Annotated in this window: 16 protein-coding genes; 10 read left to right on the top strand and 6 right to left on the bottom strand. The window is 64.4% G+C overall.

Annotated elements, in window-relative coordinates:
* Together CAG18_RS16070 and CAG18_RS16065 are read right to left on the bottom strand one after the other, a co-directional pair.
* Positions 1 to 630, bottom strand: a complete 630-nt coding sequence (locus tag CAG18_RS16070; RefSeq protein WP_015271281.1) for an L-threonylcarbamoyladenylate synthase — start codon at positions 628 to 630, stop codon at positions 1 to 3.
* 13 nt (positions 631 to 643) lie between these two features.
* A complete protein-coding gene (locus tag CAG18_RS16065; protein WP_015271282.1) occupies positions 644 to 1,504 on the bottom strand; it encodes a PHP domain-containing protein in 861 nt (286 codons plus the stop codon).
* Between the two features lie 67 nt (positions 1,505 to 1,571).
* On the opposite strand from CAG18_RS16065, the gene CAG18_RS16060 reads away from it, so the two are divergent.
* The 5 genes from CAG18_RS16060 to CAG18_RS16040 all read left to right on the top strand — a co-directional run bounded on the left by CAG18_RS16060 (position 1,572) and on the right by CAG18_RS16040 (position 5,267).
* Positions 1,572 to 2,165 (top strand): septation protein A, encoded by a 594-nt coding sequence (locus CAG18_RS16060; protein ID WP_003259096.1) that lies wholly within the window; start codon positions 1,572 to 1,574, stop codon positions 2,163 to 2,165.
* A gap of 1 nt (position 2,166) precedes the next feature.
* Positions 2,167 to 2,466, top strand: a complete 300-nt coding sequence (locus tag CAG18_RS16055) for a YciI family protein (RefSeq protein ID WP_015271283.1) — start codon at positions 2,167 to 2,169, stop codon at positions 2,464 to 2,466.
* 204 nt (positions 2,467 to 2,670) lie between these two features.
* Complete coding sequence (locus CAG18_RS16050; protein ID WP_039612602.1) at positions 2,671 to 3,348, top strand: response regulator transcription factor; 678 nt, start codon at positions 2,671 to 2,673, stop codon at positions 3,346 to 3,348.
* A gap of 101 nt (positions 3,349 to 3,449) precedes the next feature.
* Entirely contained in the window at positions 3,450 to 3,866 is a 417-nt protein-coding gene (locus CAG18_RS16045) for a Spy/CpxP family protein refolding chaperone (protein WP_013973674.1), read from the top strand.
* A gap of 60 nt (positions 3,867 to 3,926) precedes the next feature.
* Positions 3,927 to 5,267 (top strand): HAMP domain-containing sensor histidine kinase, encoded by a 1,341-nt coding sequence (locus CAG18_RS16040; RefSeq protein ID WP_039612601.1) that lies wholly within the window; start codon positions 3,927 to 3,929, stop codon positions 5,265 to 5,267.
* A gap of 148 nt (positions 5,268 to 5,415) precedes the next feature.
* On the opposite strand, the gene CAG18_RS16035 is transcribed toward CAG18_RS16040, so the two are convergent.
* Positions 5,416 to 5,973 (bottom strand): nitroreductase family protein, encoded by a 558-nt coding sequence (locus tag CAG18_RS16035; protein ID WP_085721182.1) that lies wholly within the window; start codon positions 5,971 to 5,973, stop codon positions 5,416 to 5,418.
* Between the two features lie 102 nt (positions 5,974 to 6,075).
* Between CAG18_RS16035 and CAG18_RS16030 the strand changes: the two genes are divergently transcribed.
* Positions 6,076 to 7,530: a TrkH family potassium uptake protein gene (locus tag CAG18_RS16030; RefSeq protein ID WP_013973677.1), complete on the top strand. Its 1,455-nt coding sequence runs from the start codon at positions 6,076 to 6,078 to the stop codon at positions 7,528 to 7,530.
* On the opposite strand, the gene CAG18_RS16025 is transcribed toward CAG18_RS16030, so the two are convergent.
* A complete protein-coding gene (locus CAG18_RS16025) occupies positions 7,487 to 8,548 on the bottom strand; it encodes an AraC family transcriptional regulator (protein ID WP_015271285.1) in 1,062 nt (353 codons plus the stop codon). The genes CAG18_RS16030 and CAG18_RS16025 overlap by 44 nt on opposite strands.
* Positions 8,549 to 8,701: 153 nt before the next feature.
* Here CAG18_RS16025 and CAG18_RS16020 point away from each other — a divergent pair, with 153 nt between their 5' ends.
* The gene (locus tag CAG18_RS16020) at positions 8,702 to 9,013 is read left to right on the top strand and encodes a DUF962 domain-containing protein (RefSeq protein ID WP_015271286.1); all 312 of its coding nucleotides are present in this window, start codon (positions 8,702 to 8,704) and stop codon (positions 9,011 to 9,013) included.
* A gap of 40 nt (positions 9,014 to 9,053) precedes the next feature.
* Here the strand turns inward: CAG18_RS16020 and CAG18_RS16015 are convergent, their stop codons facing one another.
* Complete coding sequence (locus CAG18_RS16015) at positions 9,054 to 9,866, bottom strand: UDP-2,3-diacylglucosamine diphosphatase (protein WP_039612598.1); 813 nt, start codon at positions 9,864 to 9,866, stop codon at positions 9,054 to 9,056.
* Positions 9,867 to 9,997: 131 nt separating this feature from the next.
* On the opposite strand from CAG18_RS16015, the gene CAG18_RS16010 reads away from it, so the two are divergent.
* Together CAG18_RS16010 and CAG18_RS16005 are read left to right on the top strand one after the other, a co-directional pair.
* Positions 9,998 to 10,771 carry an AraC family transcriptional regulator gene (locus CAG18_RS16010; RefSeq protein WP_015271288.1) on the top strand — a complete coding sequence of 258 codons (774 nt, stop codon included), beginning with the start codon at positions 9,998 to 10,000 and terminating at the stop codon, positions 10,769 to 10,771.
* A gap of 174 nt (positions 10,772 to 10,945) precedes the next feature.
* Complete coding sequence (locus CAG18_RS16005) at positions 10,946 to 11,836, top strand: DMT family transporter (RefSeq protein ID WP_085721181.1); 891 nt, start codon at positions 10,946 to 10,948, stop codon at positions 11,834 to 11,836.
* Position 11,837: 1 nt separating this feature from the next.
* On the opposite strand, the gene CAG18_RS16000 is transcribed toward CAG18_RS16005, so the two are convergent.
* Positions 11,838 to 12,119 (bottom strand): SelT/SelW/SelH family protein, encoded by a 282-nt coding sequence (locus tag CAG18_RS16000; protein ID WP_003259082.1) that lies wholly within the window; start codon positions 12,117 to 12,119, stop codon positions 11,838 to 11,840.
* 67 nt (positions 12,120 to 12,186) lie between these two features.
* Between CAG18_RS16000 and CAG18_RS15995 the strand changes: the two genes are divergently transcribed.
* Entirely contained in the window at positions 12,187 to 14,373 is a 2,187-nt protein-coding gene (locus CAG18_RS15995) for a patatin-like phospholipase family protein (protein ID WP_013973684.1), read from the top strand.
* Positions 14,374 to 14,443 lie beyond the last annotated feature (70 nt).

The following is a 14,443-nucleotide window of genomic DNA, read 5'->3' as shown; positions in this document are numbered from 1 at the left end:
TCACGCGTTGACCAGGAACGGCGTGGGGTCGCCGCAGCCTTCACGGACCAGTTCCGGTTCATCACCGGACAGGTCGATGATGGTCGATGCCTTGAGGTCACCGAAACCGCCGTCGATCACAAGGTCGACATGGTGCTCCAGGCGCTCGCGGATCTCGTAAGGGTCGGTCATCGGCTCGAAGTCGCCTGGCAGGATCAGGCTCACACTCATCAACGGCTCGCCCAGTTCGGCCAGCAGGGCCAGGGTAATGGCATGGGCCGGCACCCGTAGCCCGATGGTGCGCCGCTTATCGTGCAACAGCAGGCGCGGCACTTCGCGCGTGCCGTTGAGGATGAACGTGTAAGGCCCCGGCACATGTGCCTTGAGCAGCCGGAAGGTGCCGGTATCGACCTTGGCGTACAACCCCAACTGCGACATGTCGCAGCACATCAGGGTGAAGTTGTGCGTCTTGTCCAGCCCGCGCAGGCGCCGCACCCGTTCGATGGCCGCCTTGTCACCCATCTGGCAACCCAGTGCATAGGCCGAATCCGTCGGGTACACCACCACACCGCCCTTGCGGATAATCTCGACGGCCTGCTTGATCAGGCGCTGCTGCGGGTTCTCCGGATGAATCTGGAAAAATTGGCTCACGTAGTCGTCCTGTTCATACCGCCAAAGGCTGTTCATGGCTGAATCGGCGCCACAGAGGTGGCAGGTCCTCGGGCAAAGGCCGGTAGGCACCGATCTCGCCCCAGGTGCCGGGGCCGTGGAAGTCACTGCCAGCGCTTGCCAGCAGGCCGAACTCACGGGTGAGGATGGACATGGTGCCCACCTGCTCGGCAGGCATCATCCCGTTGACCACTTCAAGCGCCTGCCCGCCTGCCTGAATATAGTCGGCAATCAGCCTTCTGCGCTTGCTGCGGGTCAGATCGTAGTGCATGGGATGCGCCAGGCTCACCCAAGCGTTGGACTGGCGCAGGGTCGCGACGGTTTCATCAAGGGTCGGCCAGTGCTGCTTGACGTCCCCCAGCTTGCCGGCGCCCAGCCATTTGCGAAACGCCTCGCCGCGATCCTTGACGTGCCCGGCACGCACCAGGTACTCGGCAAAATGCGGGCGCGCCGGGGCGTTGCCGCTATCGCCCAGTTCGTGCTGCACGGCGCGAGCACCGTCGAGGGTATCGGGCATGCCCTTGGCCGCCAGCCGTTTGTCGATTTCTTCGGCGCGCAGCCAGCGGCCACGGTGCAGCGCTTCGATCGCCGCCAGCAGGGGCGGTGCGTCGAGCGGGAAGTCATAGCCCAGCACATGGATGGTCGCGCCACCCCAGGTGCACGACAGCTCCACCCCGCTGACCCAGTGCATGCCCTTGTCGCGGCACGCCTGGCGCGCCTCGGGCAGGCCTTCGATGGTGTCATGGTCGGTCAGTGCCAGCGTTTGCACCCCATGCTCATGGGCCCGGGCGACCAGTGTCGAAGGCGACAGGGCGCCGTCGGAGGCCGTGCTGTGACAGTGCAGATCAACATTCATGGAGGAGCGCTTTCGCTGGAATCGATGTTTGTTATTATGCCGTCACATCCCGATTCTGGCTGCCATTGTGAAACAATTCATCGATTTCATCCCGCTGCTGCTGTTCTTCATCGTCTACAAGCTCGACCCGCGCCCCATGGAAGTCGCCGGCCACAGCTTCGAATTCGGCGGCATCTACAGCGCCACGGCCATGCTGATCATCAGCTCGCTGGTGGTCTACGGCGCGCTGTTCCTGCGCCAGCGCAAGCTGGAAAAGGGCCAGTGGCTCACCCTGGTGGCCTGCCTGGTGTTCGGCGGCCTGACCCTGACCTTCCACAGCGAAACCTTCCTCAAGTGGAAGGCACCGGTGGTGAACTGGCTGTTCGCCCTGGGCTTCGCCGGCAGCCACTTCATCGGCGACCGGGTGCTGATCAAGCGCATCATGGGCCACGCCCTGAGCCTGCCCGATGCCATCTGGACCCGCCTGAACCTGGCCTGGATCGGCTTCTTCCTGTTCTGTGGCGCGGCCAACCTGTTCGTCGCCTTCACCTTCCAGGACTTCTGGGTCGACTTCAAGGTGTTCGGCAGCCTGGGCATGACCGTGATGTTCCTGGTAGCGCAGGGCGTGTACCTGTCGCGCCACCTGCACGACGACCCTTCTACCTCCAAACCCAAGGATTGACATGCTCTACGCCATCATCGCCAGCGACGTCGCAAACTCCCTGGAAAAGCGCCTGGCTGCCCGCCCGGCGCACATCGAACGCCTGCAGCAGCTGAAGGCCGAGGGCCGCGTGGTACTGGCCGGCCCGCACCCGGCCATCGACAGCAACGACCCTGGCGAAGCGGGTTTCAGCGGTAGCCTGATCGTTGCCGAGTTCGACTCCCTCGCCGCGGCGCAAGCCTGGGCCGATGCCGACCCCTACATTGCCGCGGGCGTGTACGACAAGGTGGTGGTCAAGCCGTTCAAGCAAGTGCTGCCTTGATCTGAGACCGCGTGGGCTTCTTCGCGGATAAACCCGCTCCCACAGAGACGGCGCAGGCTTCAAGCTTGCACTGCTCCTGTAGGAGCGGGTTTACCCGCGAAGAAGGCCACGCGGTACCAGCAGTTATACTGTTGCCATCAGTCTGCGGTATCTTTGCCACTGGCGGGCCGAATAGCCGCCGTCAATGGTTGAATTGAGTGAGTCATGAGCGAGCTGTTACTGATAGATGATGACCAGGAGCTGTGCGAGCTGCTCGGCAGCTGGCTGTCCCAGGAAGGGTTTACCGTGCGCGCCTGTCACGATGGCCAGAGCGCACGCCAGGCCTTGGCCACGCATGCCCCGGCGGCCGTGGTGCTGGACGTGATGCTGCCCGACGGCAGTGGCCTGGAACTGCTCAAGCAGTTACGCAGCGAGCATGCCGAACTGCCGGTACTGATGCTCTCGGCCCGCGGCGAGCCGCTGGACCGTATCCTTGGCCTGGAACTGGGCGCCGACGACTACCTGGCCAAACCTTGCGACCCGCGTGAACTCACCGCTCGCCTGCGTGCCGTGCTGCGCCGTAGCCACCCCACCGCCACCACCAGCCAGGTGGAGCTGGGCGACCTGGTCTACAGCCCTGCCCGTGGCGTGGCCAGCATCGATGGCCGTGAAATGACCCTGACCCTGTCCGAAAGCCGCATTCTGGAAGCGCTGCTGCGCCAACCCGGCGAGCCGCTGGACAAGCAGGAACTGGCGCAGATCAGCCTGGGCCGCAAGCTGACCCTGTACGACCGCAGCCTGGACATGCACGTCAGTAACCTGCGCAAGAAGATCGGCCCCCACGCCGATGGCCGGCCACGCATCGTCGCCCTGCGCAGCCGTGGCTATTACTACTGCCTCTGAACATCTTTACCGAGCCTTTACCATCCGCTGACCGCGCTTGACGGTGATCTCCCTAGACTGTGCTCATCCGGTAACCACCGGCCCATGAAAGGAGAGACACCATGCGCAAGACCCTTATCGCCCTGATGTTCGCCGCCGCCCTGCCGACCGTGGCCATGGCCATGCCTGAAGGCGGCATGCGCCACGACGGCCCACATCATCGCGGTGATGCGCCTTTCCACCAGCTGGACTTGAGCCGTGACCAGCGCCAGCAGATCGGCAAGCTGATGGGCGAGCAGATGAAACAGCGCCGCGACATTACCGAGCGCTACCTGTCCAAACTGCCGGCCGCCGACCAGAAGGCGATGAAGGACGAACTGCAGGCCAACCGCGACAAGACCGACAGCGCGGTCCGCGCCCTGCTCAAGCCTGAGCAGCAGAAGAAGTTCGACGAACTGCAGAAGGAACGCGCCGCACAGAAAGCCGAGTGGCAGGAGTTCCAGGCCTGGAAAGCTGAAAAAGGCAACAAGGCCCAGTAAGCTGTCCGCCCGATGCCCGGCCCGCCTCAGTGCGAGCCGGGCTTTTCTTGTTAGCAGGAGGTGCACTTGCGTTCACTGTTCTGGCGCATCCTGGCCAGCTTCTGGCTGGCCATCACCCTGGTTGCGGGCCTGTCGATCCTGCTGGGCCACATGCTCAACCAGGACGCCTGGATCCTCAGCCGCCACCCGGGCCTGAATACCCTGGCCAGCAAGTGGGCCAAGCATTACGAACAGGAAGGCCTGGCTTCGGCACAGCATTTTTTGGAACGGCGCAAGGACCGCTACAAGATCGACGTGCAGGTCCTCGACGACAGTGGCGAAGCCGTGGTGCCCGGCACCTTCCCGCGCCGTGCGGCGGCCTTCGAGGCACGCCAGCACAATGACCAGCGGCGCCTGCCGTGGCGCCGGTTGACCGAGGAATACACCAGCCCCGACACCGGCCAGACGTACCTGCTGATCTACCGCATCCCCCACCCGGCGCTGGATGCCTGGCACCGCGAAAGCCTGCTGTGGCCGCTCAGTGCGCTGGGCATTGCCCTGGTGGTGCTGACCCTGTTCAGCCTGCTGGTGACCCTGTCCATTACCCGCCCGCTCAGCCGTCTGCGCAGCGCCGTGCACGACCTGGGCCAGACCACTTACCAGCAGAACAGCCTGGCGCAGTTGGCGGCGCGGCGTGACGAATTCGGCGTGCTGGCCAAGGACTTCAACAAGATGGGCGCGCGCCTGCAAAGCACCATCGGCAGCCAGCGCCAGTTGCTGCGCGATGTGTCCCATGAACTGCGCTCACCGCTGGCCAGGCTGCGTATTGCCCTGGCCTTGGCCGAGCGCGCCGAGCCTGAGCAGCGTGAGGCGCTGTGGCCACGCCTGACCCGCGAATGCGACCGCCTGGAAGACCTGATAAGCGAAATTCTCGCCCTGGCACGGGTCGATGCCGAACAGGCCCATGCCGAGCCGGTGGACCTCAACGCCCTGCTCGGCAGCGTGCGCAAGGATGCCCAGCTCAGCGCACCGGAGCAGGATGTGCGCCTGGAGGCTCAGCCGGGGTTGACCTTGCAAGGTTGGCCAACGCTGATCGAGCGTGCCGTGGACAACCTGCTGCGCAATGCCCTGCGCTTCAACCCGCAGGGCCAGCCGATCGAAGTCAGCGCCGCGCGCGAGCAGGACCGTATCCTGATCAGCGTGCGTGACCATGGGCCGGGGGCGGCGGCGGAGCACCTTGCGCAGTTGGGGGAACCGTTCTTCCGTGCGCCGGGGCAGGAAGCGCCGGGGCATGGGCTGGGGTTGGCGATTGCACGCAAGGCGGCGGAGCGACACGGTGGCAGCCTGGTACTGGAGAACCATCCACAGGGGGGCTTCGTGGCGCGGCTGGAGTTGCCTGTGACTGAAGCGACAGGCAGTTGATTTGATGTAAATGCATCCGGCCTCTTCGCGGGTAAACCCGCTCCCACAGGTAACCGCGCAAGGCCTGAAACTTGCGCCACACCCTGTGGGAGCGGGTTTACCCGCGAAAGGGCCGGATGCCTTGATACTGCAATCAGCCCAAGGTGCGTTACTCGCCCCAGGCACTGACGAAATCAGCGGTTTCCAGAATCGGCGCGGTACGCGGCTCGGTCAGCGGCGTACCCACATACAGGTAACCGATCAGCTCCTCGTTCGCGGCCAGCCCCAGGCCCTTGTGCACATGGGCATCGAAAGCCATGTCCCCGGTGCGCCATACCGCACCGATACCTTGCGCATGCGCCGCAATCAGGATGCCATGCGCGGCACAGCCCGCCGCCAGCCGCTGCTCGGACTTGGGCACCTTGAAGTGGTCCTGCAGCTTGGCAATCACCACGATCAGCAACGGCGCCCGCATGGGCATGGCCCGGGCCTTGTCCAGGGCTGCCTGGGTGACATCCCCCTTGTGCTGCAGCGCTTCGGCGAACAGCTCACCCAGCTTCTCGCGGCCCTGGCCTTCGATGGTGAGAAAGCGCCACGGCCGCAGCTGGCCGTGGTCCGGGGCGCGCAGGGCGGCCTGGAACAGCGCCTCGCGCTGGGCGGCATTGGGCGCCGGGTCGGTCAGGCGTGGCACGGAAACACGGTTGAGCAATGCGTCGAGAGCCTCCATCGGCTACCCTCCTGGCAGGTAAATGTGCGGCCATTCTAGCGTTTACATCACCAGACCCATAGGTAGAATGGCGCCCTTCCGTTTAGAGTCAGAGCAGATCACATGGCGTTGCCGACCTTAAGGATCATTGGTTTCATCATCGGCATCTTCCTGATTACCCTCGCCGTCAGCATGGCCGTGCCCATGGCGACCCTGGTGATCTTCGAACGCACCCGTGACATGCCGTCGTTCCTCTGGTCGAGCCTGATCACCTTCATTGCCGGCCTGGCCCTGGTGCTTCAGGGTCGCCCCGAGCATGTGCACCTGCGCCCGCGCGACATGTACCTGCTGACCGTCAGCAGCTGGCTGGTGGTGTGCGTGTTCGCCGCCCTGCCTTTCCTGCTGACCCAGCACATCAGCTACACCGACGCCTTCTTCGAAAGCATGTCGGGCATCACCGCCACCGGCGCCACGGTGCTCAGCGGGCTGGACAACATGTCACCGGGCATCCTGATGTGGCGGTCGATGCTGCACTGGCTCGGCGGCATCGGCTTCATCGGCATGGCGGTAGCGATCCTGCCGCTGCTGCGCATCGGTGGCATGCGCCTGTTCCAGACCGAATCATCCGACCGCTCGGAGAAGGTAATGCCGCGCTCGCACATGGTCGCCAAGTCGATCGTGGGGGTATACGTCGGCTTCTCGATCCTGGGCGCGCTGGGCTTCTGGTGGGCCGGCATGAGCCCGTTCGATGCGATCAACCACGCCATGTCGGCGATTTCCACTGGCGGGTTTTCCACCTCCGACCAGTCGCTGGCCAAGTGGGATATCCCGGCCGTGCACTGGGTCGCGGTGGTGGTAATGATCCTCGGCAGCCTGCCCTTCACCCTTTACGTGGCGACCCTGCGCGGCAACCGCAAGGCACTGATCCGCGACCAGCAGGTGCAGGGTTTGCTGGGCATGCTGGTGGTTACCTGGCTGGTGCTCGGCACCTGGTACTGGGCCACCACCAACCTGCACTGGCTCGACGCCCTGCGCCACGTGGCGCTGAACGTGACCTCGGTGGTCACCACCACCGGCTTCGCCCTGGGTGACTACAGCCTGTGGGGCAACTTCTCGCTGATGCTGTTCTTCTACCTGGGCTTCGTCGGTGGCTGCTCCGGCTCGACGGCTGGTGGTATCAAGATCTTCCGCTTCCAGGTCGCCTACATCCTGCTCAAGGCCAGCCTCAATCAGCTGATCCACCCACGTGCGGTGATCAAGCAGAAGTACAACGGCCACCGCCTTGACGAAGAAATCGTGCGTTCGATCCTGACCTTCTCGTTCTTCTTCGCCATCACCATCTGCGTCATGGCGCTGCTGCTGTCTTTGCTTGGCGTGGACTGGATGACCGCCCTGACCGGCGCTGCGGGTACGGTTTCGGGTGTGGGGCCGGGCCTGGGTGAAGTGATCGGCCCATCGGGCAACTACGCCACGCTGCCGGATGCTGCCAAGTGGATTCTCGCCAGCGGCATGTTGCTCGGCCGATTGGAAATCATCACCGTGCTAGTGTTGTGCATGCCGGCGTTCTGGCGCCATTGACCACCTCCGGCTCGGCGCCCAGGCGGGCGCGGTACTCACTGGGCGTGACATGGAACCAGCGGCGAAACGCACGGTAGAAATTGCTGGGGTCGGCAAAACCCAGCAGGTAAGCGGTTTCCAGCAGGGTCATGCCCGGCTGCGCCAGGTACTGTTCGGCCAGTTCGCGGCGGGTGTCGTCAAGCAGGGTCTGGAAGCTGGTGCCCTCCTCCTGCAGCCGCCGCTGCAAGGTGCGCTGCGACAGGTGCAGGGCCTGGGCCAGGGTTTCGCGCTTGGGCTCGCCCTGCGGCAGGATGCGGCACAGTACCTGGCGCACCCGGTGGGTGACCCGGCTTTCCGAGAAACGCGCCAGGTATTCGCCGGCAAAACGGTCATGCAGTATCGCCATGGCTTCATTGGCGGTGGGCAGCGGTGCCTCCATGTCGGCGCGCTCGAACACCAACGCATCGTGCGGCGCACCGAACACCAGCGGCGAATGGAACGCCACCTTGTAGGGTTCGATATTCTTTGGCTGCGGCCCTTGCACCAGCACCCGGCGCGGTTGCACCGGGCGACCGCTCAGCCAGCTGCACAGCGCCAGCGCGCAGGCCAGCGATGCTTCGGCGCTGTGCCGGGTCGGTGGCAAGTGGTCGCCGTGTACGGTCAGGATCAGCGAATAGCCCTCGGGGCCGAGGACGAAGCTGAGGTCGGAGCTTTCGGCAATGATGCGCTGGTAACGCACCAGGCGCTCGAAGCCTTCGGCCAGGGTGCGGCTGGACATCAACGCATAACCCACCACATGGAACGATGCCGGGCGCACCACCCGCGCCATGTTCAGGCCTATGGCCTCGTTGCCCGACAGCTCTACCGCCAGTTGCCACAGCCGGGTCATGGAGTCCTGGGGGAAGCGCGCGTCGGGGTCGTCGAGGGCAGCGAAATCCAGCCCCAGCTGCTTGAACATGGCCCGGCAGTCCAGCCCTTCCAGTTCGAGTGCCTTCACGATCCCTGATGCCCAGCTGGCTGACGTGGTTCTTTCGCTCATGACAGGCTTCTTATGCTGACCGCTCCTGCGGTGAACCCCAAGGATATTCAATTGGCGCCTATTGTCACTGATAGGCTTCGCCAGTCACTCTAGACTCGAATCAGGCTCCACGCCGTGCATCTTGTCCAGAAGTGTTAATCCCGGAGCACTGTCATGAACCGCACAGCGCAGTTTCGCAGTTTTGCCGAGTTCTACCCTTACTACCTGGGGGAGCACAGCAACCCCACCTGCCGCCGCCTGCACTTCGTCGGCACCAGCCTGGTGATAGCCCTGCTGGCCTACACCATCGGCAGTGGCAAATGGTTGTTGCTGCTGGCCTTGCCCGTGTTCGGCTACGGCTTTGCCTGGGTCGGGCATTTCTTTTTCGAAAAGAACCGGCCTGCAACCTTTACCCATCCGCTGTATAGCCTGATCGGGGATTTCGTGATGTTCAGGGATATCCTGCTGGGCAAGATCAGCCTGTAGATCTTTTGGGGCTGCTTTGCAGCCCCTGGGCTATCAAGCCCTAAGCCGGTTCGCGCACCGCCGCTGCTGCCTTCACCTCTCGCGCCTGTGCTTCCGCCAGCCGATAAAGCTCGATCGTGCCATCCCAATGCTCGATCAACGCCGTGCACGACTCCACCCAATCCCCGCAATTGAGGTACTCCACCTCCCCCACCTGGCGAATCTCGGCATGGTGGATATGCCCACACACCACCCCATGAAAACCGCGGCGGGTGCACTCGTGGGCAATGGCATCTTCGAAGTCGCTGATGAAGTTCACCGCACCTTTGACCTTGTGCTTCAGGTACGCCGACAGTGACCAATAGCCGTATCCATAGCGGGCACGCCAGTGGTTGAGCCAGCGGTTGAGCACCAGAGTGAACTCGTAGGCACGGTCACCGAGGAACGCCAGCCAGCGGTGGTAACGGGTAATCACGTCGAACTGGTCGCCATGGATCACCAGCAGGCGGCGGCCATCGGCGGTAAGGTGCTCGGCCTCGTCCACCAGTTGGATGTTGCCGAGTATCAGCCTGGAGTAACGGCGCAGGAATTCGTCATGGTTGCCGGTGACGTAGATCACCTCGGTGCCCCGCTTGCTCATGGTCAACAGGCGGCGAATCACGTTGGTGTGGGCTTGAGGCCAGTAGATACCACCGCGCAGCTTCCAGCCATCGATGATATCGCCCACCAGGTAGATACGGTCGGCCTGGTAGCCCTTGAGGAACTGCGACAGGTGTTCGGCCTGGCAGTCGCGGGTGCCCAGGTGCACATCGGAAATCCACAGGGTACGCACGCGTTGCTTGCGCGAGGGACGTGACAGTTCGGCATGGGTCATGGGCAGGCTCCGACGCAGTTTGCTGGAGACTGGCAGGCGCGGATGACAGATCGGTGGCAAAACCGTTACGAGTGATGGACTGCGGGGATTGAGGCACAATGCGGTTCTGCCCTGCGAGGACGACTCTCCCCATGACCGCCGGCCCGATCCTCTCGCTGCGCCATTACCGCGACAGCCTGATCGCCCACAGCCACGAACACCCGCAACTGGTGTTCGGCCTGCGCGGTCGTCTGGACTTCGAGGTGCAGGGGCATGGCGCCGGGATCGATCGACAGGGGTTGATCGTGGTACCGGCGGGCGCCCATCACACCTGCGCCAGCGATGGCGGCAGCGATTGCCTGGTGCTGGATGTACCAGGGGACCATTGGTTGCGCGAGCAACTGGGCGAACATGCAGATGCCAGCCGCCGCCTGCTCGACCGCCCCGCCGCCCTGGGCCTGGATGAGCGCCAGCAACAGTTGGTGGACTGGCTGGCGACCAGCCCCATGCACGACCCGCTGATTGCCCGACAAGGGGCAGCGCTGCTGCTGGCCAGCCTCAACCCCACGGCGGCCGCCAGCGTCACAGCCAGCCAGCGTCTGCCCTATGCCGCCTTCGACGCACATATCGAGCGGCATGCCGCCTACCCGCTGCAAGTGGCTGACCTGGCGCGCATCGCCGGGTTGTCCAGCGCCCGCCTGCATGCGCGCTTTACTGCGGAATGCGGGATGACGCCGATGGACTACATTCGCCAGCGGCGCTTGCTCAAGGCGCGACGGCTGGTGATGCAGACCTTGCTACCGATGGGGGAGATTGCGGCGCAGGTGGGGTACAGCTCGCAAAGTGCGTTTTCGGCGGCGATGTTGCGGGCGTTCGGGTGTACGCCGCTGGCTTTGCGGCGAGAGTCTGGCGACAAACCACACTAGCCTTGCGACAGAATGCATTCTCCTGAGCCTATACACTTGGCCTGTGCCGGCCCTTTCGCGGGTAAACCCGCTCCCACAGGTACTGCAAAGGCTTCGAAAGCGGTGCAGTAGCTGTGCGGGTTTACCCGCGAAGAGGCCGGCACAGCCAGTAGAGATCTTGAGCAAGGACCACCCATGAACCACCGCACCGCCCTCGGCGCCCTGCACATCGGCGCGCTGTTCTTCGGCCTCACCGGCGTCTTCGGCAAACTGGCCACCAGCGCCAGCCCGGCGATCATCGTCTTCGGCCGCGCCGCCTTCGCCGTGCTCGCCCTGGCCCTGTTCGCCAGCCTGGCCGGCCCGGGCTGGCAACGCCTGAGCGGCCAGGACACTCGCCGCCTGCTGCTCGGTGGCGTGCTGCTGGCCGGCCACTGGGTCAGCTTCTTCATCGCGGTAAAGGTTGCCGGCGTGGCCATCGCCACCCTCGGTTTCGCCAGCTTCCCGGCCTTTACCGTGATCCTCGAGGGCCTGCTGTTCCGCGAACGCATCCGCCGCAATGAGGCTTTGCTGGTACTGCTGGTCAGCATCGGCCTGGTACTGGTCACGCCGGCATTCGACCTGGCGAGTGAAGCCACCGGTGGCCTGCTCTGGTCATTGCTGTCGGGGCTGCTGTTCTCCCTGCTGTCACTCACCAACCGCGCCGGCTCCGGCCGCCTGCCTGCAGTGCAGGCGGCGCTGTGGCAGAACCTGGTGGTGGGCCTGTGCCTGCTGCCGTTCGCGGCACCGGACCTGGCCGGCGTAGCCACCATGGACTGGCTGTGGATCGCCCTGCTCGGCATCTTCTGCACCGGCGTGGCGCACAGCCTGTTCGTCGCCAGCCTGTCGGTGATCAAGGCGCGTACCGCCGCCGTGGTGTTCGGCATGGAACCGGTCTACGGCATCGCCGTGGCCTGGATGGTGTTCGCCGAAACCCCCACCCTGCGCATGTTGCTGGGCGGTGCACTGATCATCTTCGCCATCGTGCTTTCGAGCCGCCTGGCCGCCGAACAACCGCCCAGGCAGCGGCCTCTGGCCGAAAGCGCCTGATTCAGCGGTCGTTATGGCCCAGGTCACGCTGCGGGTCGATCTGGTCGCGCACCCGCTGCTTCAGCACCTTGGCTTCGGGGAAGCCACCGTCGGCTTTGCGCTCCCAGATCTGCACGCCATTGCAGGTAATGCGGAAGATACCGCCGGTGCCAGGCTCCAGGGCCACTCGGCCGAGGTCGTCGGCAAAGGTGCTGAGCAGTTCCTGGGCCAGCCAGGCGGCCCTCAGCAGCCATTGGCACTGGGTGCAATACGTGATGACAATTTCCGGTTTGCTGTCGGCCATGGTGAGGCATCTCCAGATGAGTGGCCGCTTATACTAGCGGTCTTTAGCCCACGGTTTGAGACTCACGATGCGCCGTTTGCTGTTCTGTTTCCTGCTCACCCTCTCCTCCTTCACAGCATTCGCCGCCGAACCGGCCAGGCCCAAGGTTGGCCTGGTGCTGTCGGGGGGCGCGGCCCGCGGCCTGGCCCATATCGGTGTGCTCAAGGCCCTGGAGGAACAGGGGGTACGCATCGACGCTATCGCAGGCACCAGCATGGGGGCGGTGATAGGCGGCCTGTATGCCTCTGGCTACAGCGTCGAAGAGCTGGAAAAGCTTGCCACCACCCTCGACTGGCAACAGGCGCTGTCCGATGCCCCGCCGCGCAAGGACGTGCCGTTCCGGCGCAAGCAGGATGACCGCGACTTTCTGGTCAAACAGAAGCTCAGCTTTCGCGACGACGGCAGCCTGGGCCTGCCGCTGGGGGTGATTCAGGGCCAGAACCTGGCGCTGCTGCTGGAAAGCAAGCTGGCGCACACCGCCGACACCCGTGACTTCGACAAGCTGCCAATCCCCTTCCGCGCCGTGGCCACCGACATTGCCAGTGGCGAAAAGGTGGTGTTCCGCCGTGGTCACCTGCCCCAGGTGATCCGCGCCAGCATGTCGATCCCGGCGGTGTTTGCCCCGGTCGAGCTGGACGGCCGGCTGCTGGTGGACGGCGGCATGGTCGACAACATCCCGGTGGACGTCGCCCGCGAAATGGGTGTGGACCTGGCCATCGTGGTCGACATCGGTACGCCGCTGCGTGACCGCAAGCAGCTGGCCACGGTAGTCGACGTGCTCAACCAGTCGATCACCCTGATGACCCGGCGCAACTCGGAAGAACAACTGGCCAGCCTGCACCGCGACGACATCCTCATCCAGCCACCGCTGACCGCCTTCGGCGTCACCGATTTTGGCCGCGCCCGGGAAATGATCGAGGCCGGCTACCGCGCCACCCGCCTGCTCGACCCGCGCCTTGTCGCCCTGCGCCAGCCCGAAGGTGACAGCAGCCTGGCCGTGGCCCGCTCGCCACGCCAACGCACGCCGACGATCACCGCGATCAGGATCGAAAACGACTCCAAGGTCAGCGACGAGGTCATCCGCTCGTACATCCGCCAGCCGATCGGTGCACCGCTGGAGCTAGGTCGCCTGCAGACCGACATGGGCACGCTGTACGGCCTGGACTACTTCGACCGGGTGCAGTACCGCGTGGTGCACAAGGGCGACGACAACACCCTGGTGATCAACGCCCGCGGCCGACGCGGTGGCACCGACTACCTGCGCCTGGGCCTGAACCTGTCGGACGACCTGCGCGGCGACAGCGCCTTCAATCTGGGCGCCAGCTACCGGGTAAACGGCATCAACAGCCTCGGCGCCGAATGGCTGACCCGTGGCCAGATCGGCGACCAGCAGGAGTTGTACAGCGAGTTCTACCAGCCGCTGGACGTGGGCTCGCGCTATTTCATCGCACCGTACCTGGACTTCAGCTCGCAGAACATCGAAGCCACCCTGGACAACGACCCGGTGGCCGAGTACCGCCTGGAGCGTTACGGTTTTGGCCTTAACGTGGGGCGGCAGATCGGTACCAACGGTGAAGTGCGCCTGGGCGTGGGCAAGGCCTGGGGCGAGGCCGAGGTGCGCATCGGCGACCAGGACCTGCCCAAGGTCAGTTTCAACGAAGGTTTCTACGAGCTGAAGTACTCGTTCGACACCCTGGACAACGTGTACTTCCCGCACAGTGGCGAGGATATCGGCCTGACCTTGCGCAAGTACGACCAGTCGCTGGATTCCGACCAGGATTACCGGCAGTGGATGTTCAACCTGGACAAGGCCATCAGCAGCGGGCCGAACACCTTCGTGCTGGGTGGGCGCTACGGGCGCACGCTGGATGATACCGAGGTGGTGACGTCGAGCTTCGTGCTGGGTGGCGCGCGGGAGCTGTCAGGCTTCCGCCAGGACTCGGTGTCGGGGCAGAACGTGAGCCTGATGCGCATGGTCTACTACCGCCGCCTGACGCCACGGGCCTACGTACCGCTGGACTTCCCGCTGTACATCGGCGGGTCGCTGGAGCGAGGGCGGGCGTGGAACAACGACAACGAGTTCGACAGTGGGTACATCAATGCGGCGAGCATCTTCCTGGGGCTGGAGACGCCGCTGGGGCCCTTGAACTTCACTTATGGTGCCAACAGTGCGCATGAGCAGGCGGTGTACCTGAACCTTGGGCATACCTTCTAGGGCCTGCACTGAACCTGTAGGAGCAGCCTTGTGCTGCGAAGAGGCAGGTTTGACAGAAGATGTTCTGTGC

Origin of the sequence: Pseudomonas sp. B22(2017) (genome assembly GCF_002113105.1) — a bacterium.
In the GTDB taxonomy this organism is placed as follows: Bacteria; Pseudomonadota; Gammaproteobacteria; order Pseudomonadales; family Pseudomonadaceae; genus Aquipseudomonas; species Aquipseudomonas asiatica.
Note: the sequence above shows the minus strand (reverse complement) of the source record. Positions and strands in the feature narration are given on the sequence as shown.

Bases quoted from the DNA above. Each gene is read 5' to 3' on its own strand.
- CAG18_RS16000 (WP_003259082.1), bottom strand. From the start codon at position 12,119: ATGGCCGACAGCAAACCGGAAATTGTCATCACGTATTGCACCCAGTGC.
- CAG18_RS16020 (WP_015271286.1), top strand. From the start codon at position 8,702: ATGAACCGCACAGCGCAGTTTCGCAGTTTTGCCGAGTTCTACCCTTAC.
- CAG18_RS16030 (WP_013973677.1), top strand. From the start codon at position 6,076: ATGGCGTTGCCGACCTTAAGGATCATTGGTTTCATCATCGGCATCTTC.
- CAG18_RS16035 (WP_085721182.1), bottom strand. From the start codon at position 5,973: ATGGAGGCTCTCGACGCATTGCTCAACCGTGTTTCCGTGCCACGCCTG.
- CAG18_RS16005 (WP_085721181.1), top strand. From the start codon at position 10,946: ATGAACCACCGCACCGCCCTCGGCGCCCTGCACATCGGCGCGCTGTTC.
- CAG18_RS16015 (WP_039612598.1), bottom strand. From the start codon at position 9,866: ATGACCCATGCCGAACTGTCACGTCCCTCGCGCAAGCAACGCGTGCGT.
- CAG18_RS16025 (WP_015271285.1), bottom strand. From the start codon at position 8,548: ATGAGCGAAAGAACCACGTCAGCCAGCTGGGCATCAGGGATCGTGAAG.
- CAG18_RS16050 (WP_039612602.1), top strand. From the start codon at position 2,671: ATGAGCGAGCTGTTACTGATAGATGATGACCAGGAGCTGTGCGAGCTG.
- CAG18_RS16065 (WP_015271282.1), bottom strand. From the start codon at position 1,504: ATGAATGTTGATCTGCACTGTCACAGCACGGCCTCCGACGGCGCCCTG.
- CAG18_RS16010 (WP_015271288.1), top strand. From the start codon at position 9,998: ATGACCGCCGGCCCGATCCTCTCGCTGCGCCATTACCGCGACAGCCTG.
- CAG18_RS15995 (WP_013973684.1), top strand. From the start codon at position 12,187: ATGCGCCGTTTGCTGTTCTGTTTCCTGCTCACCCTCTCCTCCTTCACA.
- CAG18_RS16055 (WP_015271283.1), top strand. From the start codon at position 2,167: ATGCTCTACGCCATCATCGCCAGCGACGTCGCAAACTCCCTGGAAAAG.
- CAG18_RS16045 (WP_013973674.1), top strand. From the start codon at position 3,450: ATGCGCAAGACCCTTATCGCCCTGATGTTCGCCGCCGCCCTGCCGACC.